This window comes from Flavobacterium sp. (assembly GCF_031423415.1).
GTDB lineage: Bacteria > Bacteroidota > Bacteroidia > Flavobacteriales > Flavobacteriaceae > Flavobacterium.
In genome coordinates this window covers 1-23,350 of sequence record NZ_JANPFL010000123.1, presented here as the reverse complement: position 1 = coordinate 23,350, position 23,350 = coordinate 1, and the positions used below count along the sequence as shown (strand labels likewise).

The window sequence follows — 23,350 nt, the reverse complement described above, 5'->3', positions numbered from 1 at the left end:
ACCCTGACAAGGTTAAATACAGTATAATCTAGTATGACACCAAAACACGCTGACTTAGCGGAACAATTTATCGCTGACGAGTCAAGAACCAATTGGCACGACGAAACACTATGGTTTGTCCGTGAAAAAAGAGACAAAGCTGCACATGGTATTCCTGAGTGGGAGGATTTACGTGAATGGGGTTCTCAAATTAAAAACCATTCTCTGTCAAATTTATCTCAATATTTAAAAGAGTTTGAAGAAAAAGCAACTGCAAATGGAATCCAAATTCATTGGGCGGCTACTGGCGAAGAACACAATCAAATTATTCATAAAATCATTCAAAAACATAACATTCAAAAAATTGTAAAGAGCAAAAGCATGCTCACCGAAGAATGTCATTTGAATAACTATTTGGAACAAAGAGGAATTGAAGTAGTCGATTCCGACCTAGGAGAACGCATTGTTCAATTCAGGAAAGAACCGCCAAGCCATATTGTATTGCCCGCCATTCATTTAAAAAAACAGGATGTAAGTGAAACTTTTCACACACATTTACAAACAGAAAAAGGCAATCACGATCCACAATATTTAACCGAAGCTGCCCGACACCATTTGCGAAACAAATTTGTTGAATCGGAATTATCCATTACTGGAGTTAATTTTGCTATTGCCGAAACTGGTGGATTTGTAGTTTGCACCAATGAGGGAAACGCAGATATGGGCGCACACACGGCTCCTATACATATTGCCAGTATGGGCTTTGAAAAAATAATTCCAAAAGCCGAACATCTTGCCGTTTTCTTGAGATTATTATCACGAAGTGCAACCGGTCAACCCATTACTACTTTTTCTAGTCATTTTCAAAAACCGCGAGCTGGACAAGAAATGCACATTGTAATTGTGGATAACGGTCGCAGCAAACAATTAGGAAGGGAAGATTTTAGAAATTCACTTAAATGTATCCGTTGCGCGGCGTGTTTCAACACCTGTCCTGTCTATCGTCGAAGTGGAGGTCATAGTTATCATACTTCTACTGCTGGTCCAATAGGATCTATTTTGAATCCCAATTTAGATATGAAAGCCAATGCCGATTTGCCTTTTGCCTCTACACTTTGCGGCAGTTGTACCAATGTTTGTCCCGTGAAAATCAATATTCACGAGCAATTGTGGAAATGGAGACAAGAAATTGTTAAAAACGGTTATGTAGATACTAGCAAAAAAATTGGAATGAACGGAATGGCACTATTGTTTTCCTATCCTGCAATTTATCGCTTTACAGGGAAAATTGGACGATGGGTAATGCGTGTTTTTCCGTTTGTTACCAACAATAAACTGAATCCTTGGTACAAACAACGAGAAATGCCAAAACCTCCTGCAACATCATTTCGAGATTGGTACATTAAAAATGGAAAAAACATTAAAAATTAATTGTGTAAAGAATGACTTCAAGAGATAAAATACTAAATGCCATTGCTGCAAACCAACCCGAATTGGTTGCTTTGCCCACCGTTGATTTAGATAGTGTAATTCATTATGATGATAATTATACCCAATTCAAAACTGTACTCGAAAGCATAGGCGGAAAAGTGGAATTGATTCCAAATATTTCGATAGTAAACAATCTATTAATAGCCGAAAAAGCCAATGGCAAACTCATCATCAATACCCTGGATGAAACGGATAAGCAAATAATAGCTTTAACCTCACTAGAATTAGAAGTTCTGGAAAAAGTGTGTATCAAAGGAAGCCTTGGTGTGGCAGAAAATGGCGCTGTTTGGGTTTATGAAAGTCAAATGATTAATCGATTGTTACCCTTTATTTGCCAACATTTGATATTAGTAATAGAAAAGTCGGACATTGTACCAACGATGCACCACGCCTATCAAAAAATTGATATTGCCAAAGAAGGTTTTGGGGTTTTTATAGCTGGACCTTCTAAAACTGCAGATATTGAGCAATCATTAGTCATAGGAGCTCACGGAGCAAGAACGGCTACAATATATGTAGTGGAATAATAAAATTTAAATACTTTGAAACACACTTTTTTTATCCTGCTTTTAGTCTTACACCTGAACACTACTTGTGCACAAAAAAGTATTTTACCCGAATTACCAAAGTCTATTGACAATCTGGTGCTTCAAGCGCCCGTCAAATCTTGGGATGAAGCGATTCCATTGGGAAATGGTTTGATGGGTGGACTGTTGTGGGGCGAAAACAATATCATTCGCTTGTCACTAGATCGCGGCGATTTATGGGATGAGCGTACCAATGGCGAAACAGAATGGTGGAAAAAATACACCTATCAAAAAGGAGTAGATCTTATTAATCAAAAAAAATTTAAATTAGTAAATGACTGGTGGGATAAACCGTATAATGGGGTGTCTCCTACCAAATTACCAGCAGGTCGTATAGAAATACAATTGCCAGTTTCAGAAATCGTGAAGGATTTTGAATTAAATCTATCCTCAGCTGAGGGAATTGTGCATTTCAATTCGAATGGAATGATAAAGGTATTTTATAGTGCTACAGAACCAGTTGCTCTTATTTCCGTAAAGGGAATGATTCCCAATGCAATCAACTTATTAAGCACTATGGATGTATTTCGTGGAAAAACTAAAGTAAAATCTGAAACATCAAGTGGCGGAACTATGGATAAATTGGGTTATCCAGATGCAGTTAAAGGGAAACTTAATAATTCACAATGGTACATACAAGAAGCTGCAGATGGATTTAAATACTGTGTCTATGTTCAGTCAAAAATAGTCCAAAACGAGACGCTTTTGGCAATAACTATTACAACAACAAATGATTCAAAAGACCTATTGTCAATGGCAAGCCGACGTTGCGAGGCAGCTTTAAACAAAGGATATATGGCTATTTTAAAAAGGCATAAACAATGGTGGGAAAAATTTTGGCTACAGTCTAGCGTAAGTATTCCCGACGTTGCTATCCAAAAACAATACAATTTAGTGCAATATTTTTATGGTGCTGCCTCGAGGTTTGATGCTCCACCAATGCCACTTCAAGGAGTCTGGACTGCAGACAACGGTTCTTTACCCCCTTGGAAAGGAGATTATCATAACGATCTAAATACGCAAATGACTTATATGGCCTACCAAGAATCGGGTCGATTTGAAGAGGGATCTTCTTATATTAATTATTTGTGGAATAAGCGTAAGATATTTAAAGATTTTGCTAAGGATTTTTATGGAACAAATGGATTGACTTGTCCAGGTGTTATGTCTTATTCCGGACAACCGTTAGGCGGATGGGGACAATATAGTTTGTCACCAACGATGAGTGCGTGGAGTGCTCATTTATTTTATTTGCATTGGTTATACACCGCCGACGACGATTTCCTGAAGCAAAAAGCCTATCCTTGGTGTTCAGAAGTTGGAGAATGTATGTTGGGCTTACTTAAACCAGATGATACAGGAATTCTAAAGTTACCGCTTTCCTCCTCTCCTGAAATTTTTGACCAAAGTCCTAAAGCTTGGTTGCAACCCAATAGTAATTATGATTTAATGTGTCTAAAAATGTTATTCCTTTCATTGACAGAAATGGCTACAATTCAAGGGAAAACTTCAGAGTCAAAAAAATGGTCAGATGCCGCGTCAGCCCTTGGAGATTTTCATACAAAATCTGACGGTACTTTATTAGTCGACGCTGTAAGCGAACTGCCTTCTAGTCATAGGCATTTATCCAATATTATAGGATTGTATCCTTTTAATCTAATTACAAATGGTGGTAGTGAAAAAGACCAAAAAACTATTACGTCAAGTTTAAAAAATTGGGAAAGCAAAGGAACTAGTGAATGGTGTGGCTATACTTTTTCGTGGATGAGTTGCATGCAGGCTAGAGTTGGAAATGCAGAAGAAGCTCTACGAAACCTTGACATTTTTGTAAAGGCTTTTGTACTGCGAAACGGTTTTCACGTAAACGGAGACCAAACTAAAACAGGATATTCAAACTATAAAGGAAAACCATTTACATTAGAAGGAAACTTTTTAGCTTCACAAGCTGTTCAGGAAATGTTGTTGCAGAGTTGGAGTCCTACACCTGGAATAATTAATACCGGAATAATTCGTTTGTTTCCTGCAACCCCAAAAAAATGGGATAACGCATCTTTTGTTGATCTCCGCGCGGAAGGTGGCTATAAAGTTTCAGGGACTCGCAAAGACAATAAGACGGTTTGGTTTAGCATCATTTCAAAAAAATCTGGAATAGTTCGCGTGAAAGATAACTTCGAGGGACAAATACCAAAATGGAATCTCGATAATGTGAAGAAGATTGGAGATATATTTGAAGTAAAATTAGCAAAAGGTCAAAAACTGGAAGCTACATTTTAGTGTTTAAAAACTTAAAAAAAAATGAAACTAATAATAAAGAAGCATCTAATATTACATCTAGCAATAGCAACTTTTGGTTGGTGTTCTCCTATTCTTGCTACGGAAAATAGTTCAAAAACAGATAAATTTACTATTTCAAACTCACAAATAAAATTGCATTTCAATACTGACGATAAAAGCTTAGTGGCTGTTTCAATAATGAACGGAAAATCATTTTTGAAAAATATTTTTGCAGATGGAAAAGTACTTGATTGTCAACAAAAAGTAGTCCATAATCCAACCTTCGGAAAAGGAACAGCTTTAATTTTAGATACCAACGAAGGAAATTCTATTTCATTTACGCTCTATGATATCAACCCTTTTTTGTTTGTGCAACAAAATTTTAAAAATAAAAGAACAAGTGAAATTGATATCCAAACCACAAAGCTGCTATCCTTTTCGGTCGATTTGCAAAAACAAACTAGTGAACTTAAAACGCTAGGAACTGCCGGGTTACTTGATGTGGATAAAAATCCTGGTAGTTATGTTTTTTTGACTACCGTTGCCCCTGCAACTCGCAATGGAGTTGTTGCCGGCTGGGTTACGAATGAAAAAGGAAGTGGCGTTTTGTTTTCTAAAACAAAGAATGATTTAGTTCAAATCGATGCTCAAATCGAATACGGTCATTTTAGAATTCAAGCTGGAAAAGAAGAAAAAAGCGAAACCTTAGTCATTGGTTATTTTGATGATGCACGTTTGGGCGAAGAACAATTTGCCGACTTGTTAGCCAAAGAAAATAAAATAAAATTGCGGGAACGCAGTGCCGTTTATTGTACTTGGTATTCCGAAAAAAATGGTGGAGCAGGAAGCGAAGAATCATCGATAGAAATGGCTGATTTTATTGGTAATAATCTAAAAAAATACGGATTGGGCGTTGTTCAAATTGATGATTTATGGCAAGATGGCGGCAAATACAATGGTCCGACTCGTGGTTTTGATCGAGTTAGAAAAGAAACGACCAAAGGCGGCACGGGCATTGACGGAAAAAAAATACCTGAGTTAAAACCCACTTATCCCAACGGAATGGAAAAAACAACCAAAGCCATTGCTGATGCTGGCTTGTCGGCGGGAATTTGGTGGATGCCTTTCGCCCGAAATCATCAAGATCCTGAATACAAAGACCGTCAGGATTGGTTTGCTTATCGCACCAACGGAAAACCATTCGAAACCGCTTGGGGCGGTACTTCTCTTGACTTGACCAATCCCAAAGTTCAAAATCATATAAAATACGTATCTAAAACATTGCAAGGATGGGGATTTAATTATTTCAAAATGGATGGTTTATGGACTGGAACGGTAACCGAACAAATTTATATTAATGATGGGTATAAAAATGATAGCATCGGAAATTGCAAACCATTATTTGATCCTTACACGCCCCAAATTCAAGCGTACCGAAATGGGTTGCGATTGATTAGAAAAGCCACAGACGGAAAAGTATTTTTGTCGGGGTGTTGTGTGAGTCAAAATATGCGTTCCTTCGGAGCTTCTATTGGATTGGTCGATGCGATGCGGATTGGTCCAGATTTTAATCACGATGGTCAAGGTATTCGCACTGGCGCTATTAGAGCTTCCAGATTATACTTCCTAAATGGAAGAGTTTGGTGGAATGACCCAGACCCTTGCCCGATAAGAGAAAAAGGGAGTGCAGCAACTGATGGTGCTAGTAAAGGAATTGGCTCGATCACGAGAGCGCAATTATTACCTTCCTTTGTAGCCGTTTCGGGACAGTTTTTTTTGAGTAGCGATTGGTTGCCCAATTTACCTGAAGAGCGTCTCGAAATTATGAAACGAACTATGGCGTCGCATACTGGAGTGGCTCAACCAGTCGATGCTTTTTCAAAATCATTACCTTCAATTTGGTTAGCGTCTGATTCAAAAACAGGAACAGAGCGCAATGTGATTGGATTATACAATTGGGAACTCACACCACAAACCATTCAATGCGATTTAGTTTGGGCTGGATTAAAAGCGAATACCAGTTATTATGGTTTTGATTTTTGGAATAATCGCATCATAAACAATATTGACACTTCAATTTCCGAGGAGCTAATGGCTGAGTCTTGCAAAGTAATTGCTGCTCGTGCTAAAACGAATCATCCCGTTGTTGTTTCTACTTCTCAGCACGTTACGCAAGGAATGATAGATTTGGTAAAAGAGAATTGGAACAACAATATACTATCAGGAGAAAGCAAACTCATTGCAGATGATCCGTATGAAATTCGGATTGCAGGAATCAACGATGGGGAAGAACGAAAAATAAAATCGGCAAACTTATCCAAAAAAAACAACGATGTTTCTATTGAAATTATGCCAATTGAAGAAATAGGATGGCTTCGCGTTCGAATACTTAGCAAAAAAAGTCAATTGGTTCAATGGCAAATACAATTCGATGAATAGCAAAAATACAATTCACTAATACAACCAAAATAAACTAAATATGAAAAAAGCACTTTTAACACTTGCAACCGTATTCCTATTTCTAGGAAACGTAAATGCCCAACTTCCAAAAGAAACTGCCGAGCAAAAAACAGAAAGAATGAAATGGTGGACTGAAGCACGCTTCGGAATGTTCTGCCATTGGGGGCTTTATGCTATGCCAGCGCGCCACGAATGGGTTCGCAGTAACGAAAAAATTACCGATGAAGATTACCAAAAGTATTTTGAATTGTACAACCCCGATTTGTTTCAACCCAAAGAATGGGCAAGAATGGCAAAGGAAGCCGGAATGAAATATTTTGTAATCACCGCAAAACACCACGAAGGTTTTTGCAATTGGGACAGTAAGTTTACCGACTACAAAATTACCAACACTCCATTCAAACGTGATGCTTTAAAAGAAGTTGCCGATGCAATGCGAGCCGAAGGAATCAAAGTTGGTTTTTATTATTCATTAATCGATTGGCATCATCCCGATTTTACTTTGGATCAATTTCATCCCCTAAAACCAAGCAACAATCCTGCTAAAATGGACAGTATTAACAAAACGCGTGATATGAATAAATACCGAACTTACATCAAAAATCAGGTTACGGAATTGCTGACCAATTATGGCGAAATTAGTTTAATCTGGTTTGATTTTTCATACAAAGAAAAAGGACAAAACGAATGGGCATCCGAAGATTTATTGAAAACCGTTCGTAAATTGCAACCTAAAATATTGGTAAACAATCGTTTGGATTTAAATAAAGTAGAAGGCGGTTGGGATTTTGTAACCCCAGAACAATATGTTCCGGCAAAATGGCCAGAAGTAGATGGCAAGCAAGTTCCGTGGGAATCGTGCCAAACCTTTTCGGGATCTTGGGGGTATTATCGCGACGAGAAAAATTGGAAAAGTCCAAACCAACTTATTGCTATGCTAATCGAAAACGTGAGCAAAGGCGGTAATTTACTATTGAACGTGGGACCAACGGCTCGTGGGTATTTAGATTATAGAACTGAAAGTGCCTTAAAAGCTATGGGAGATTGGATGAAATACAACAGCCCTTCGATTTATGGTTGCACTCAAGCTCCAAACGAATATAAAGTTCCTGCGAATTGCTTGTACACTTTCAATCCAACGACAAAGCGCTTGTATCTACACCTAATAAATTACCCAATGGGAAAAATTGTTTTACCTGAAATGCAAGGAAAAGTGAAGTATGCACAATTTCTTCACGACGATTCCGAAATTAAGTTTATTGGCAAATCCACACACCAACCTGATTCCGAAAAGGTAGCAGGGGAATTGGTTTTAGCACTACCGGTAAACAAACCAAATGTAGAAATTGCTGTTATTGAATTGATAATGAATTAGAAAAAAATTATCCTTTACTGAATGTAAACCAAGGATATATTATAAATTAGATGTTGGTAATAAATTGTTGAATTATACTTTTAAAAACTAAATAAAATGAAACTAATACGCTTTGGAGCAGCTGGTCAAGAAAAGCCAGGAATTTTAATTGAAGAAAAAAGATTTGATGTCTCTTCAATTATTGCAGATTACAATGAATCTTTTTTTGAAGAGAAAGGATTAGAAAAACTAAAAAAAGCCTTAGAAAACAATCCGGTATTGCCGGAAGTGGATGCGACTGTTCGTTTGGGTTCGCCAGTAGCTAGACCTTCAAAAATCATTTGTATAGGATTGAATTATGTCGATCATTGTCTTGAAACCAATGCGCCAATTCCCACTGAACCTATTATTTTCTTCAAATCAACCACCGCTCTATGTGGACCAAATGATGATGTAATTATACCAAAAAACAGCGAAAAAACCGACTGGGAAATAGAATTGGCCTTTGTAGTTGGCAAAAAAGCCAGTTATGTGGATGAAGCTGATGCAATGGATTATGTAGCGGGATATTGTTTGCACAACGATTACAGCGAAAGAGCCTATCAATTAGAACGTGGCGGACAATGGGCGAAAGGGAAAGGTTGCGATACTTTTGCACCACTTGGCCCCTTTATGGCAACAACGGATGAAATAGCCGATGTGGATAATTTATCAATGTGGTTGACTGTTAATGGGAAAACATTCCAAAATAGTAATACTTCTAATTTGGTTTTCAAAATCCCTTTTTTGGTACATTATTTAAGTCAATTTATGACCTTACTGCCAGGCGATGTAGTTAGTACAGGAACGCCTCCAGGAGTTGGATTGGGAATTAAACCAAACCCAATTTATGTAAAAGAGGGCGACGTTATTGAATTGGGAATGGAAGGATTAGGAAGCAGTAAACAACTGGCAGTAGCTTATAAATAATATGGGAACTCAAAAATTTTGTCTGGCACTCGACTTGAAAGACGACGCGCAATTGATGGCCGAATACAAAGCCTATCACCAAGAAGTATGGCCAGAAATTATTCAAAGTATCAAAGAATCTGGCATTACGGTTTTGGATATTTACAGTGTTGGCAACCGAATGTTTATGATTATCGAAGCCAACAAAGAATTTTCTTTTGATAAAAAATCGGCTGCCGATGCCAATAATCCAAAAGTGCAGGAATGGGAAGATTTGATGTGGAAGTTTCAGCAGGCGTTGCCTTGCGCAAAACCAGGCGAAAAATGGATGTTGATGGAGAAAATATTTGAACTTAAGTAAAAGTTTAATTCGCCACAGATACCAAGGATTAAACGAATTTACACGGTTTTAATTGAAAAGTGTTTGACACAATAATTTGCTAAAATTCGTGTAATTTATGGTAAAAATTTAACCACTAAGGACACGAAGAAGGCACAAAGTTCACGAAAAAAAATCTGTAAAAATCTGTGCAATCTGTGGCAAAAAAAATCCAATCTGCAGCAAAAAAATAAACCTTTAAATTAAATGAAAAAAATAGACAGTCATCAGCATTTTTGGAAATACAATCTCGCAAAAGACGCTTGGATTACTGATGATATGAAAGTAATTCAGCGAGATTTCTTGCCCGAAGATTTAGAACCACTATTAAAAGAAAATCAAATCGATGGTTGCATTGCAGTCCAAGCCGATCAAAGTGAAGAAGAAACTCTTTTTTTGCTGGAATTGGCAAAAGACAATGATTTCATCAAAGGCGTTGTGGGCTGGATTGATTTGAGAAGTTCAGAATTAAAATCCCGATTAGACTATTTTTCAAAATTCAAAAAATTAAAAGGTTTCAGGCATATTGTTCAAGCAGAACCGGAAGATCATTTCCTTCTAAGAGCCGATTTTTGCAACGGAATTGCGCAATTAGAAAAGTATAATTTTACGTATGATATTCTAATTTTACCTAAACACTTACCCATTGCTTTTGAGTTTGTGAAAAAATTCCCCAATCAAAAATTCGTGATCGATCATTTGGCAAAACCCAATTTCAAGCAAAATAATTTTGCGGACTGGAAAAAGGGAATAACTGCCATTTCAAAATGCGAAAATGTATATTGCAAAGTTTCAGGTTTGGTGACCGAAGCTCATTGGAATAATTGGACGGAATCCGATTTCACATATTGTCTAGATGTAGTGACTAAAGTTTTTGGAATAGAACGATTGCTATTTGGTAGTGATTGGCCAGTAAGTTTACTGGCAGCATCATACAAAGAATCTTATGCTATTGTTGAGCATTATTTTTCGAATTTTTCTACAGAGGAACAGGAAAAAATTTGGGGCGGAAATGCTATAAAATTTTATAATTTATAAAAAGTAAAAAAATGGATCTAAACTTAAAAAACAAAGTAGTTGTTGTAACCGGCGGAGCCAAAGGAATTGGTTTGGGAATTTGCAAAGTGTTGGCTTCCGAAGGAGCAATTCCAGTTATAATTGGACGAAAAGAGGTAGATAACTTGAAAGCAGCTAAAGAAATTGAAGATTTAGGATATTCTGCTGTTTGCGTTGAGGCTGAACTTACCAATCCTGCCGATTGCGAAAAAGCCATACAACAAGTTATTGCAAAATGTGGTCGAATAGATGGGCTAGTTAATAATGCAGGAGTAAATGACAGCGTTGGATTAGAAAACGGAAATTATGAAGATTTTATGGCTTCGTTGCACAAGAATTTAGTGCATTATTATTTGATGGCACATCACGCTTTACCAGAGTTGAAAAAGTCTAAAGGAAGTATTGTCAATATTGGTTCTAAAACTGCTGACACAGGACAAGGAAATACCTCGGCTTATGCCGCTTCAAATGGCGGACGAAATGCTTTAACTCGTGAATGGGCAGTCGAATTATTGCCTTATGAAATTAGGGTAAATGCCTTAATTGTAGCAGAATGTTATACTCCGTTATATGAAAATTGGATACAAACTTTTGACAATCCAGAAGAAAAACTTCGTGAAATAAGCGATACAATACCATTGGGAAAACGAATGACCACCGTTGATGAAATATCCAATATGGTTGTATTCTTACTTTCGGAAAAATCCAGTCATACTACAGGACAACTTATTTATGTGGACGGTGGTTATACCCATTTAGACAGAGCTTTGTAATAAACCATTTTAGATGTAATTTTTACAAAGCTCTGATTATCCTTTAAACTAAATAAATTCTACATTACAACTGAAAAATAAACGATTCAGATGAACCAATGCTTATTTGTGCTTTTCCCACTCCGTTTTCTACTCGCAATTGAGTTGTTTTTTTATGATACAACTGATCTGTGATGGTATAAGTCCCATCTTTCAAATTCCATTTTTGAATAATATCCGCTGGAATTCGTAAATCAAAATTACTAGAAGCCAGTGCATAAAAATTAGTCACGACTATTAATTTCTGAGTGTCAGACCAACGAGTATAAGAATAAATAGCAATATCATAACCCGATGTTATGTTGCGATTGGCAGTTTGTATTTCTTGAAAATTACCCATCAAAGCAGAACTGCTGATAGAAAAATTCAACAATCTTTTGTAAAAATCACGCAAATCTTTTTCGCTTTGCGAAAGTTGTCCTCCATCAAATTTTCCTCCATTCATCCAGCGTTGGTGATTTGGAACTCCAATATAATCAAAAATAGAAGTTCGGGAATGGGTTCCAAAACCAGCGTTTTCATTTCCGGCTTCTCCCACTTCCTGACCAAAATAAATCATCGTTGGTGCAGTACTTATGGTTGCAGAAACTACCATTAGCGGTTTTCCTTTTTCTGGTGTTCCTGCGAATTCAGGACTTGCCAAACGTTGTTCGTCGTGATTGTCTAAAAACTTAAGCATATGATGTTCGATATCTGCCATTCGGTGTTGAATATCCGAAAGTCCATCTGGCCAAGTTTTTCCTTGAATTACAGCTTTCAAATGGTCGTATGTTTCGACTTTATCATACAAATAATCCATTTTTCCGAGACGAATGTAATTGCGATACTCGTTTGGATTATACACTTCTGCCATCAAAAAAGCATCTGGATTCTTCACTTTTATTGCCGAATTCATATAACTCCAAAACTCATAAGGCACCAGTTCGGCCATATCATAACGGAAACCATCCACACCTTTGGCAGTCCAATACAAAGCAATATCACGAAATTTAATCCAAGAATTAGGCACATCTTTATCAGCCCAAAAATCGAAATGCTCTTGATAGGATTTGGTATCAAAACCTGCTGGAAGTTCTGGAAAATCTTTCGAACCATCAGGACGAATTCCGTAATTTACTTTTACAGTTTCATACCAATCATTTTTATCTGGTTTTGCCAATCTCGAACCGTTACCTGTCCATTTCGCTGGAAATTCAGCAAATTTTCCGTCAATTAGCGGATTACTTTCGCCGTTTAATGGTTTTGCCGTATCTGGAATTTCAAAACGGGTATTCGGAATATAATAAAAATTGTTTTCGCGTTTGTATTCCACCGAAACATCATCATCGGCACCAAAATCTTTAACGCCTTTTGGATTGCTTTTTCCTTCGTATTTTCGAGCAATATGATTGGGAACAATATCAATAATGACCTTCATTCCCACTTTGTGCGTGCGGGCAATCAAGGCTTCAAATTCTTTCAAACGATTGGCTGGATTTACCGCCAAATCTGGGTTTACATTATAATAATCTTTCACTGCATACGGCGAACCAGCACGACCTTTTACTACTTCGGGATCATCATTCGAAATGCCAATAGCTGTATAATCACGCACCAAAGCATGATGCGGAACTCCAGTGTACCAAATAGATGTAACGCCCAAATCTTTTATTTCCTGCAGGGCTTTGTCAGTAAAATCATTGAACTTCCCTACTCCATTTTCTTCAATGGTTCCCCAGGGTTTATTGGTTGTATTTTGGTTTCCAAACAATCTTGTAAAAACCTGATAGACAACTTCCTTCTTCTGTGGTGTATTTTTATTTTCTGTATTCATTTTTATAGCTGTAGTTTTACAGGCTGTTGCCAAAAGTAGTACGCTTATACTTGCAACAATAGTTATTTTTTTTATCATAGTAAATTATTTTTCCTGATTTTTAATGCTAATTACGAAATCCAATCCAAATGGATTAACAACTTCTAAAAATACTATTTTTTTAGCTTCAATCTGAGAATTATTCAAAAACTATTGGTTTGAATTGGAACTACAACGAAATATTATTCCATTTTGTTAATAAATTTTAACCAAGTCGAAAGCTATTTGAAGTACTAGCACGAGTTATAAATAAATCATAATATAGATTACGGTTGTTTGCTTTTTCTTAAATTTGGCAAAAAATAAATCCATTGAAGAAAGTTTTCTTTTTCATAAGTTGTTGTTTCGTTGTTTTAGGTTTCCAAAACCTTGTGGCGCAAGCTCCAAAAAAAATTATTATAGAACATTCTGATTATTTTGATGTAAACCAAGTTGAAGCGCCAGATGCTGCTTTGCTTACTGGAAATGTGCGAATCAATCACGATGGTATCATCATGACTTGCAATAAAGCCTATTGGTTTCAAAAGGAAAACTACATCAAAGCCTTTGGAAACGTGCAATTAGTTCAAGGCGACACACTATATTTAAACAGCAAGTATGCCGAGTACAATGGCAATATGAGACAAGCTTTTGCCACAGGAGATGCCAAAATGCGTTCGCCAGAATCGATGATGGTCACGGATACCATTAACTTTGACAGAAATACACAAGAAGTTTTTTATAACACCAACGGAACAATTACCAACAGAGATAATACGCTAAAAAGCAAATCTGGACGTTATTATGTTGCCGAAAAAAAATTCCAATTCCTGACTGCTGTTACTATTACAAATCCTAAGTATGTTATCAAGTCGAATCATTTGGATTATTACAGCAATTCGGGGCATTCCTATCTTTTTGGACCATCGACAATTACCAGTAAAACCAATTATATTTATACCGAAAATGGGTTTTATGACACCAAAAAAAATCTAGCTCATTTTCTTCGAAAGTCCTACATCAAATACGATGATCGCCTTATTGAAGGTGACAGTTTGTATTATGATCGAAATCGGGAATTTGCTTCGGCGACACGAAATGTAAAAATCACCGACGACGCCAATCGCAGCATCATCAAAGGGCATTATGCCGAATTATACAAAAATCAAGACTCGATGTTTGTGACAAAAAGAGCCGTTGCAATCAATTTAGTTGAGAAAGATTCTGTTTATATTCACGGAAAAAAAATGATGGTTACTGGACCTGAAGGCAACCGTATTATTCGCGCTTTCAAAAACGTTCGATTCTACAAAATTGATATGAGTGGCAAATGCGATTCCTTACATTCCAGTTCAAAAATAGCCTTAACAAAATTGATTGGGAATCCAATCCTTTGGAACGGTGAAAGCCAAATTACAGGAGACATTATGCATCTTATTGGTAAAAACAACACTCAAAAACTCGATTCGCTCAAAGTCCTTAACAATACGTTTCTAGTTTCGAAAGACACGCTTGGAACAGGTTATCATCAGGTCAAGGGACAAAATCTGTTTGGAAAATTCATAGAAGGAAAACTCCACGATGTCGATATTGTAAAAAACACCGAGGTTATTTATTATATGCGAAATGATACCCAAGAACTCATTGGCATTAACAAAAACGTGAGTAGCAAAATCAACATTATTTTTGATAAAAACGAAATAGAAGACATCACTTTTTTCAAGCAAGTGGACGGCACCATTTACCCTGAAAAAGAATTATTAGAACCTGATAGAAAACTACGCGGATTTGTCTGGCGCGGCGACGAAAGGATAAAATCGAAAGAAGATATTTTTCCACCCGAAGAAAATGTAGAAAACGAAAAACTGGTTCAACAAGGAAAAGACGAAGCTGCAAAGGAAAATGTCCCGATGAAAATCCGGAAGGAAACCTTGAATTACGATAAGAAAAAGAAAAAGTGATCAGTGGCCAGTTTTTAGTGGTCAGCTATTTCATCATTGTCAGGAAGTAACCTAAATAATACTAATTTAAAAAAGAAGTCCTCAAAAACAATCACTTATAAGTAAATCTTTAAAAAATGAAAAAATACAAAATCCTTGCTTTACTATTTTTCACTTTTCATTTTGCATTTTCTCAAAAAATAAAAGTTGAATTTTTAGTCAAAAATGACTCACTTCCAAAAAAACAAAGAAACGATTTCATTTATTTAGAAAAAAACACTGACGTTTCAAATGCTAAATATATTGGAAGATTGAAAGTAACAAATAAACTAAATTCTATTGATATGGCAATCTATTTATTAAAAGATAAAGCTCAAAAAAAAGGGGCAAATTCATTTAGGTTTATTGAATTTAAAAATGAAAATAATATAACCGAACTAGTAGTTGATGCTTATGTCATTACGGAAGAAATTAAAATAATAAACAGAAATAATTTACCTAAAAATAAACTGTATTTTTTCGGAAAGGATAGTATCGAAAAAGAAACTACTGAAGAATATATCTTGAATGATAATGTAAAACAGATAAAATCATTTCATTACACTGTTGTTGATTTTGATAAGGAAGTAAAAATATATAAAGGAAAAGCTTTTGGTTCTTCCTTAACATTAAAACCGTCAGACTTCAATAATCTACAATTTATAAATTTTTCAGGTTTTGGAGCATCGAGTACTTCTATGGCTTCTGGTGGGGTTGGGTTAAGTTTTTCAGGCGGAAGTATTATAGAAATGGATGCCGACTATGGTTTATTGCTAACCAATATCTTTGCATTAAATTAAAATACCGTGAACAACGATTTCATAAAATACCAAGCCCAAACGTCTCCCTATCCTTTAGGAATGGAAGTATCGCACGCAAAAGGTTCTTATATTTTCGACACCAACAACAAAAAATATTTGGATTTTGTGGCTGGAGTTTCGGCTTGCACGCTAGGACACCAACCGCCAAGAGTCAATCAGGCGATAAAAGACCAATTGGACAAATACTCGCACGTGATGGTCTATGGTGAATATTCACAAAGTCCAGCAGTCGAATATTGCAAATTGATGGCTTCACTCCTACCCGAACCTTTAAATAAAACCTACTTAGTCAATTCGGGTACCGAAGCGATTGAAGGCGCTTTAAAACTCGCCCGAAGAACCACAGGAAGAAGTCAATTGATTTCTTGCCACAATGCCTATCACGGCAACACGATGGGTTCGCTAAGCGTAATGGGATTCGAAGAACGCAAAAGCATTTTCCGCCCTTTGATTCCCGATGTCGAGTTTATCACCTTCAACAACGAAGCCGATTTAGAAAAAATAACCACAAAAACTGCTGGAATTCTGCTCGAAACCATTCAAGGTGGCGCGGGATTTATAGAACCTGAAAACAATTTTCTAAAAAAAGTGCGGGAACGTTGCACCGAAGTAGGCGCAATGATGATTCTCGACGAAATCCAACCGGGTTTCGGTAGAACAGGAAAACTTTTTGGGTTCCAAAATTACGATGTTGTTCCTGATATTGTAGTAATGGGAAAAGGAATGGGTGGCGGAATGCCTGTTGGCGCTTTCACGGCATCATCAGAAATGATGGATTTGTTGAGCCACAATCCGAAATTGGGTCACATCACAACTTTTGGAGGTCATCCTGTCATTGCGGCAGCCTGTTTGGCAACTTTGAAGGAAATTACAGAAACAAATTTGCTGGCAGAAGCTTTGGAGAAAGAAAAGCTCTTCAGGTCACTTTTGGTACATCCTTTGATAACAGAAGTTCGAGGAAAAGGATTAATGTTGGCGGCAATGACAGAAAGTTCAGCTATTACTAACGAAGTAATTCTGAAATGTCAAGACAAAGGATTGATTTTATTTTGGCTTTTATTCGAAGCCAATGCCATCCGAATTACACCGCCATTAACCATTTCAGAAAATGAAATTCGAGAAGGTTGTACGATTATGATTGAGGTGATGAATGGAATAAGCCCCACCCTAACCCTCCCCAAAGGGGAGGGAACAGAGCATTAAACTACTTTTTTAATACTCTGGAATTCCCCCTTCGGGGGTTAGGGGGCTTGTTAATTAAATTGTTGACAACAATTCAAAATTTTTCTCACAACAATACTTAGGTTGCCTACTTTTATTTTGGGCAAACTCAAAAAAATAACCTATGCAATTAAGCGAAGAAGAAGAGGAATACAACTTATCCTTGTCTAAATTTGAGTCGATGTTGAAAACCAACAAAGTGCTCTTTTTTGACTCCGAGGAATTTGAAGACATCATCCTTCATTATCTCGATATGGGAAAAGCTAATTTGGCAAAAAAAGCATTAAAATTAGCACTCGAACAACATCCAAAATCAACAGGATTAAAACTTGTCCAAGTTGAAATGTTAGTGTACGACGACAAGCTCGAACAGGCTGAAAAGCTCTTGAACGAATTATATGCTATCGAACCTACAAATGAGGAAATTTACATTCAGAAAGCCAATATTTTTTCCAAACGAGACAATCACGAAAAGGCGGTTGAATTACTCAATATTGCTTTAGAATATACCGATGATTATGCCGATGTCTACAACTTAATCGGTATGGAATACCTCTTTATGGACAATCTCGAAATGGCCAAAGATAGTTTCATCAAATGTTTGGAAGTTGATCTCGAAGACCAATCGGCCTTATATAATGTGGTGTATTGTTTTGAATTTTTAGATCAAAATCGGGATGCTATTGATTATTTGACCAAATACATTGACCAAAATCCGTATAGCGAAATCGCTTGGCATCAAATGGGTCGTTTGCATTATGGGTTGAAAGAATACGAAAGTGCCATTCGCGCTTTTGATTATGCTACTCTAATCGACGATGAATTTATGGGGGCTTTTATGGAAAGAGCCAAAGCCTTAGAGCGCTTGAAAAAATACGAAGAAGCCATTGAAAGTTACAACAGAACCATCGAATTGGACGATGTCACTTCTTACGCTTTGCTGCGAATAGGAAAATGTTACGAAAAACTAGGCAACAAAGTTCAAGCGTTAAAATACTTCAATAAAACGGTTCACGAAGACCCCCTTTTAGACAAAGGTTGGATCGCCATCACCGATTTTTACGTTCGCCAAAAAAACTTCCAAAAAGCCTTGTTTTTTGTCAATAAAGCGTTGGCGATTGACAATCAAAATCGTTTGTATTGGAAACGATATGCTACAATAAACAAGCAAATGAACTTCTTCGAAGAAGCTGAATTTGGTTATAGAAAAGCCGTAGAATTTGGTGATTATTCCTTAGATACTTGGTTGTTTTGGGTAGATATTTTACAATTTTTAGGAGAATTCGAAAGTGCGATTCAAACCTTGCTGCAAGCTTCTGAATATTTTCCAGAAGAGAATGAAGTTGAATACCGTTTAGCTGGATTGTATTTTATGATTCAAAACACCATCAAAGCCAAGTTTCATTTAAGCAATGCCTTGCGTTTGAATTTTGACAATTACATCATTTTAGAAGATTTATTCCCAGTAGTTTGGACTCGAAAAATGGTGCAGAACTATATAGCGAAACATAAAAAATAAGTAGTTCAATTTAACCACAAATTTAGCTCATTGACAATTATCTATATGGTATTCGATGAGCTAAATTTGTGGTTATTTTTTAAAAGATAAAATCACTAAAAACGCATAGTTTAAAACTAAATTACATAATGCTAGACACTATAAAAAAACGCTTTGGTTTACTAGGACGCAACATCAGTTATTCCTTTTCAAAAGGATATTTTACCGAAAAATTCAACAACGACAAACTTTTTGAAGGTTGCACTTACGAAAATTTTGATATCCCAGAAATTACCGCTCTCCCCGAAATCATAAAAAACACGCCAGACCTCAAAGGAATGAATGTGACGATTCCGTACAAAGAAGTTGTGATTCCGTATCTGGATAAATTGTCTAAAATCGCCACAGAAATTGGCGCCGTAAACACCATAAAATTCACCAAAAAAGGCAAACTAAAAGGTTACAACACGGACTATTATGGCTTTATGAAATCATTAGAACCGCTGCTCCAACCGCATCACAAAAAAGCACTGATTCTAGGAACAGGTGGCGCGTCTAAAGGCGTGGCTTATGCCTTGAAAGAATTGGGAATTCTGTATACCTTTGTTTCCAGAGAAGCCAAAGAAGGTGTTATCGATTACGACCGAATCAACGCCACGACTTTTGATAATTACCAAATCATTATCAACTCGACACCAGTGGGAACAAGTCCAAATACGGATGCTTTTCCGTTGATTCCTTACGAATATTTCACTGAGAAACACATAGCTTACGACTTGATTTACAATCCTGCGAAAACCCAATTCCTCAAAAAAGCAGCAGCAAGTGGAGCACAAACCAAAAATGGTCAGGATATGCTAGTTTTACAGGCGGAAAAAGCTTGGAGGATTTGGAATAAGTAGTCGTTAAAAATACTTATTATCTTGACAAAAAGCAACATAACAGAATAATTGCCGATTGATTACTACTTTAACAACAAAGAATCTCCTTCAAGAAACAACATGAATAATCACGATTCAAAATACGATGTAAAAAAAATTTTAGAAAGTCAAATGCCATATTTGATTAAATTATTAAATGGGCAAAGTATTTCGTGGACGAAGATTAACAAAAATCTTAAAAAACAACATCAATTTAGAAAAGACAATTGTACGAATGGTGAAGTAGTAGATGTAAATATTTTTTCAATAATAATTGAATTCATTTTTGAAAATAAAGACTCATTTGGAATGTTTGACTTTTTTAATTCCACATTTGAACAATTGTTTTACAGATTGACAGATAAAGAATTGAAATTTACTCATAGAATGATTAAATGTATATTACTCAATTTGGATTATAAATATTTAAATTTTATTGGGGAAGTAGCCACTTTAAATGCATATATGTCAAGTGGTGATTTTGAGTTATTGAACATTGAGGAAAAAATTTATGAACAGAACAATGTTTTAGCAGATTTATTCCTTAAAAGAAAAAAAGATGGAGTCGAATTCTTGATTGAAGTAGTTAACATTCATATTGAAGATAAAGAGTTTACAACCACTGATGAAATTGAACTTTTTATTGGTGGAAAATTCAAAGAAAAGTACGAAGCCACTTTTTTTGACAATCCACGGTTTAACTTAACCATACAACCTGTTATCTGGACAAAAAGTATTGAACAAATAAAACTTCTTGAAAAAGCATTTGAAAAACATCAGAAAAACGTAAAATATATTCGTATGCCCATGTGCTACTTAACATATGAAGATTCTAATGGAAATTATGAACATCGTTTTGAATATATAACAACAATATTAAATGATTAATAATGTCTCGTTCAAAATAAGTTTACATACTTTTATCAACCAGAAGGCGCGGATATGTCCTCAACGGATAACAGAGAATTACTGCGTCTGTTCGCTGTCGCTCGGGTGCATTCTGCGCCCACAAAGTTAAACAGGCAATACAAAAAGTCTAAATTTTGGTTTCCCTAATTCTGAGAAAAAGTTTAAATTTCCCTAAACTCTTTATTCAAGATTTCCTTTTGTAACTTTGCCTTTCTCAAAAGCTTTACATGAAATTCCAAGTCATATCCGAGTACCAGCCCAAAGGCGACCAACCACAAGCTATTGCAAAATTAGCACAAGGCATTGAGGCTGGCGAACGTTATCAAACTTTATTAGGGGTAACAGGTTCTGGAAAAACTTTTACCGTTGCCAATGTCATTGAAGAAGTGCAGAAGCCAACTTTGATTTTAGCGCACAACAAAACCTTGGCAGCGCAATTGTACTCCGAGTTCAAGCAGTTTTTTCCGAATAATGCCGTGGAATATTTCGTTTCTTATTACGATTATTACCAGCCGGAAGCTTTTATGCCCGTTTCGGGAGTGTTTATCGAAAAGGATTTATCCATCAACGAAGAGTTGGAAAAAATGCGATTGAGCACCACTTCTTCCCTACTTTCGGGACGAAGAGACATTATCGTGGTGGCGTCGGTTTCATGTATTTATGGAATCGGAAATCCAGTTGAATTTCAGAAAAACGTCATTGCAATCGAAAAAAACCAAATCATTTCTCGTACCAAATTATTACACACTTTGGTTCAAAGTTTGTATTCCAGAACCGAAGCCGATTTTACTCCAGGGAATTTTAGAATTAAAGGCGACACACTCGAAGTTTATCCGAGTTATGCCGATGATGCGTTCCGGATTCATTTCTTCGGTGATGAAATCGAAGAAATCGAAAGCTTTGATTTGAAAACATCCAGAGTTATTGAGCGATTCGAACAACTTACCATTTATCCAGCAAATATGTTTGTGACTTCGCCAGATACTTTGCAAAGCGCGATTTGGGAAATCCAACAAGATTTGGTCAAGCAAGTCGATTATTTCAAAGAAATTGGCAAACATTTGGAAGCCAAAAGACTCGAAGAACGCACTAATTTCGATTTGGAAATGATTCGCGAACTGGGTTATTGCTCTGGAATCGAAAATTATTCCCGTTACCTTGACGGACGAGAAGCTGGAACAAGACCGTTTTGTTTATTAGATTATTTCCCTAAAGATTATTTGATGGTTGTTGACGAAAGTCACGTGACACTTTCGCAAGTCCACGCGATGTATGGTGGTGACAGAAGTCGAAAAGAAAACTTGGTGGAATATGGTTTCCGGCTTCCCGCTGCGATGGACAATCGTCCGTTGAAGTTTGAGGAATTTGAAGCGATGCAAAATCAGGTCATTTATGTTTCGGCAACGCCCGCCGATTATGAATTGCAAAAATGCGACGGCGTTTATGTAGAACAAGTCATTCGTCCAACGGGATTATTGGATCCAATTATTGAAATCCGTCCGAGTTTGAACCAAATAGACGATTTAATTGAAGAAATCCAAACCCGAGCAGAAATTGACGAACGTGTTTTGGTCACTACTTTAACCAAAAGAATGGCGGAAGAATTTGCAAAATACTTGGATAAAGTTTCCATTCGTTGTCGTTACATCCACTCTGATGTGGATACTTTGGAACGAATAGAAATTATGCAAGACTTACGAAAAGGATTGTTTGATGTTTTGATTGGAGTGAATTTACTGCGTGAAGGCTTGGATTTACCCGAAGTTTCTCTTGTTGCGATTCTCGATGCCGATAAGGAAGGTTTTTTGCGAAGTCATCGTTCACTGACGCAAACCATTGGTCGCGCCGCGAGAAATTTGAATGGAAAAGCAATTATGTACGCTGATAAAATTACAGCGAGTATGCAAAAAACCATTGACGAAACCAATTATCGTAGAACAAAACAGATCAATTTCAACACTGCAAACAACCAAGTTCCAGAGGCTTTGAACAAAAAAATAGAAAGTGCTTTTACTAAAAATCCATTGGCAGATTATGAATTGGGTTATACCACTCCAATAGCCGCAGAACCACAAACGGAATACCTGTCGAAACCAGAAATCGAAAAACGCATTCGGGAGAAACGAAAAGCAATGGAAAAAGCAGCAAAGGAATTAGATTTTATGCAAGCGGCAAAGTTGAGAGATGAAGTTAAGTCCTTGCAAAATCAGCTTTCATAATTTTTATATTTTTTAAAATCACTAGTTAAATTCAACCTGAAATAAATATAATTTCTTGCGCTTTGATATAACTAATGAAATATTGCTCCTTGGATGGATTATTAAGAATGTAAAAGCGGTATAATAATAATCTTATACCGATTAGCAATACATAAGAGTCCAATAAATCGTACTCAATATATTGTCTATCGGCATTAACCATTGTAAAATTTTAAAATGGATTAGACCATTTTAAAATTACAATTGGTATTATTTTGGCGAATAAAAACCCGCCACATGCAGTGTTGAAGTGGGTCATACTGGATTCGAACCAGTGACTTCCACGTTGTCGACGTGACACTCTGAACCAACTGAGTTAATGACCCTTTTCTTTGTATAAAAAAACTCCCTAATTTCTTAAGGAGTTTCGTGGGCGATGAGGGGTTCGAACTTTCCTCTTAATGCACTATTCTTTAGCACTATACAATTAAGTTTAAAATTGGGTAACCGAATTTACCCCCTTTTTTATCGTTTGGACTTCCATTAACTTGTGAAGCATAAAAGTACGTAATTAAATTGATAAAACATAACTTAAAGTGTAAAGAATACCAAAAAATGAACTAGTTTTTGAAC

At 36.4% G+C, this 23,350-nt stretch carries 17 protein-coding genes and 1 tRNA gene; 16 read left to right on the top strand and 2 right to left on the bottom strand.

The features are described 5' to 3' along the window. The first annotated feature begins 33 nt into the window (after window positions 1-33). The 9 genes from RMO83_RS10750 (at window position 34) to RMO83_RS10710 (ending at window position 11,301) form a co-directional block, all read left to right on the top strand. Window positions 34-1,410 carry a lactate utilization protein B gene (locus tag RMO83_RS10750; protein ID WP_310559682.1) on the top strand — a complete coding sequence of 459 codons (1,377 nt, stop codon included), beginning with the start codon at window positions 34-36 and terminating at the stop codon, window positions 1,408-1,410. Between the two features lie 11 nt (window positions 1,411-1,421). Continuing rightward, window positions 1,422-1,997, top strand: coding sequence for an LUD domain-containing protein (locus RMO83_RS10745; RefSeq protein ID WP_310559681.1), 576 nt, complete (start codon window positions 1,422-1,424; stop codon window positions 1,995-1,997). Window positions 1,998-2,012: 15 nt separating this feature from the next. Further along, a complete protein-coding gene (locus RMO83_RS10740) occupies window positions 2,013-4,331 on the top strand; it encodes a glycosyl hydrolase family 95 catalytic domain-containing protein (RefSeq protein ID WP_310559680.1) in 2,319 nt (772 codons plus the stop codon). A 21-nt stretch (window positions 4,332-4,352) separates the two neighbouring features. After that, window positions 4,353-6,770 carry a hypothetical protein gene (locus tag RMO83_RS10735; RefSeq protein WP_310559679.1) on the top strand — a complete coding sequence of 806 codons (2,418 nt, stop codon included), beginning with the start codon at window positions 4,353-4,355 and terminating at the stop codon, window positions 6,768-6,770. A 40-nt stretch (window positions 6,771-6,810) separates the two neighbouring features. Then, window positions 6,811-8,166: an alpha-L-fucosidase gene (locus tag RMO83_RS10730; protein ID WP_310559678.1), complete on the top strand. Its 1,356-nt coding sequence runs from the start codon at window positions 6,811-6,813 to the stop codon at window positions 8,164-8,166. A 96-nt stretch (window positions 8,167-8,262) separates the two neighbouring features. Next, window positions 8,263-9,114: a fumarylacetoacetate hydrolase family protein gene (locus RMO83_RS10725; RefSeq protein WP_310559677.1), complete on the top strand. Its 852-nt coding sequence runs from the start codon at window positions 8,263-8,265 to the stop codon at window positions 9,112-9,114. Window position 9,115: 1 nt separating this feature from the next. Beyond that, on the top strand, window positions 9,116-9,454 hold the full coding sequence (locus tag RMO83_RS10720; protein WP_310559676.1) for an L-rhamnose mutarotase: 339 nt from the start codon (window positions 9,116-9,118) through the stop codon (window positions 9,452-9,454). 225 nt (window positions 9,455-9,679) lie between these two features. Beyond that, window positions 9,680-10,510, top strand: coding sequence for an amidohydrolase family protein (locus tag RMO83_RS10715; protein ID WP_310559675.1), 831 nt, complete (start codon window positions 9,680-9,682; stop codon window positions 10,508-10,510). Window positions 10,511-10,521: 11 nt separating this feature from the next. Further along, on the top strand, window positions 10,522-11,301 hold the full coding sequence (locus RMO83_RS10710; RefSeq protein ID WP_310559674.1) for an SDR family oxidoreductase: 780 nt from the start codon (window positions 10,522-10,524) through the stop codon (window positions 11,299-11,301). A 64-nt stretch (window positions 11,302-11,365) separates the two neighbouring features. Here the strand turns inward: RMO83_RS10710 and RMO83_RS10705 are convergent, their stop codons facing one another. Beyond that, window positions 11,366-13,231, bottom strand: coding sequence for an alpha-amylase family protein (locus RMO83_RS10705; protein ID WP_310559673.1), 1,866 nt, complete (start codon window positions 13,229-13,231; stop codon window positions 11,366-11,368). A 272-nt stretch (window positions 13,232-13,503) separates the two neighbouring features. Here RMO83_RS10705 and RMO83_RS10700 point away from each other — a divergent pair, with 272 nt between their 5' ends. From RMO83_RS10700 to uvrB, 7 genes are all read left to right on the top strand, one after another. After that, the gene (locus RMO83_RS10700; protein WP_310559672.1) at window positions 13,504-15,132 is read left to right on the top strand and encodes an OstA-like protein; all 1,629 of its coding nucleotides are present in this window, start codon (window positions 13,504-13,506) and stop codon (window positions 15,130-15,132) included. Window positions 15,133-15,248: 116 nt separating this feature from the next. After that, on the top strand, window positions 15,249-15,950 hold the full coding sequence (locus RMO83_RS10695; protein ID WP_310559671.1) for a hypothetical protein: 702 nt from the start codon (window positions 15,249-15,251) through the stop codon (window positions 15,948-15,950). 6 nt (window positions 15,951-15,956) lie between these two features. Next, on the top strand, window positions 15,957-17,174 hold the full coding sequence (locus RMO83_RS10690) for an aspartate aminotransferase family protein (protein ID WP_310559670.1): 1,218 nt from the start codon (window positions 15,957-15,959) through the stop codon (window positions 17,172-17,174). A 142-nt stretch (window positions 17,175-17,316) separates the two neighbouring features. Continuing rightward, on the top strand, window positions 17,317-18,711 hold the full coding sequence (locus tag RMO83_RS10685) for a tetratricopeptide repeat protein (RefSeq protein ID WP_310559669.1): 1,395 nt from the start codon (window positions 17,317-17,319) through the stop codon (window positions 18,709-18,711). A gap of 128 nt (window positions 18,712-18,839) precedes the next feature. Then, window positions 18,840-19,592 (top strand): shikimate dehydrogenase, encoded by a 753-nt coding sequence (aroE, locus tag RMO83_RS10680; RefSeq protein ID WP_310559668.1) that lies wholly within the window; start codon window positions 18,840-18,842, stop codon window positions 19,590-19,592. A 99-nt stretch (window positions 19,593-19,691) separates the two neighbouring features. Then, window positions 19,692-20,498 (top strand): hypothetical protein, encoded by an 807-nt coding sequence (locus RMO83_RS10675; protein ID WP_310559667.1) that lies wholly within the window; start codon window positions 19,692-19,694, stop codon window positions 20,496-20,498. A gap of 248 nt (window positions 20,499-20,746) precedes the next feature. Beyond that, on the top strand, window positions 20,747-22,738 hold the full coding sequence (gene uvrB / locus RMO83_RS10670; RefSeq protein ID WP_310559666.1) for an excinuclease ABC subunit UvrB: 1,992 nt from the start codon (window positions 20,747-20,749) through the stop codon (window positions 22,736-22,738). Between the two features lie 290 nt (window positions 22,739-23,028). Here uvrB and RMO83_RS10665 read toward each other — a convergent pair. Further along, a tRNA-Val gene (locus RMO83_RS10665) sits at window positions 23,029-23,103 on the bottom strand. Between the last annotated feature and the right edge of the window lie 247 nt (window positions 23,104-23,350).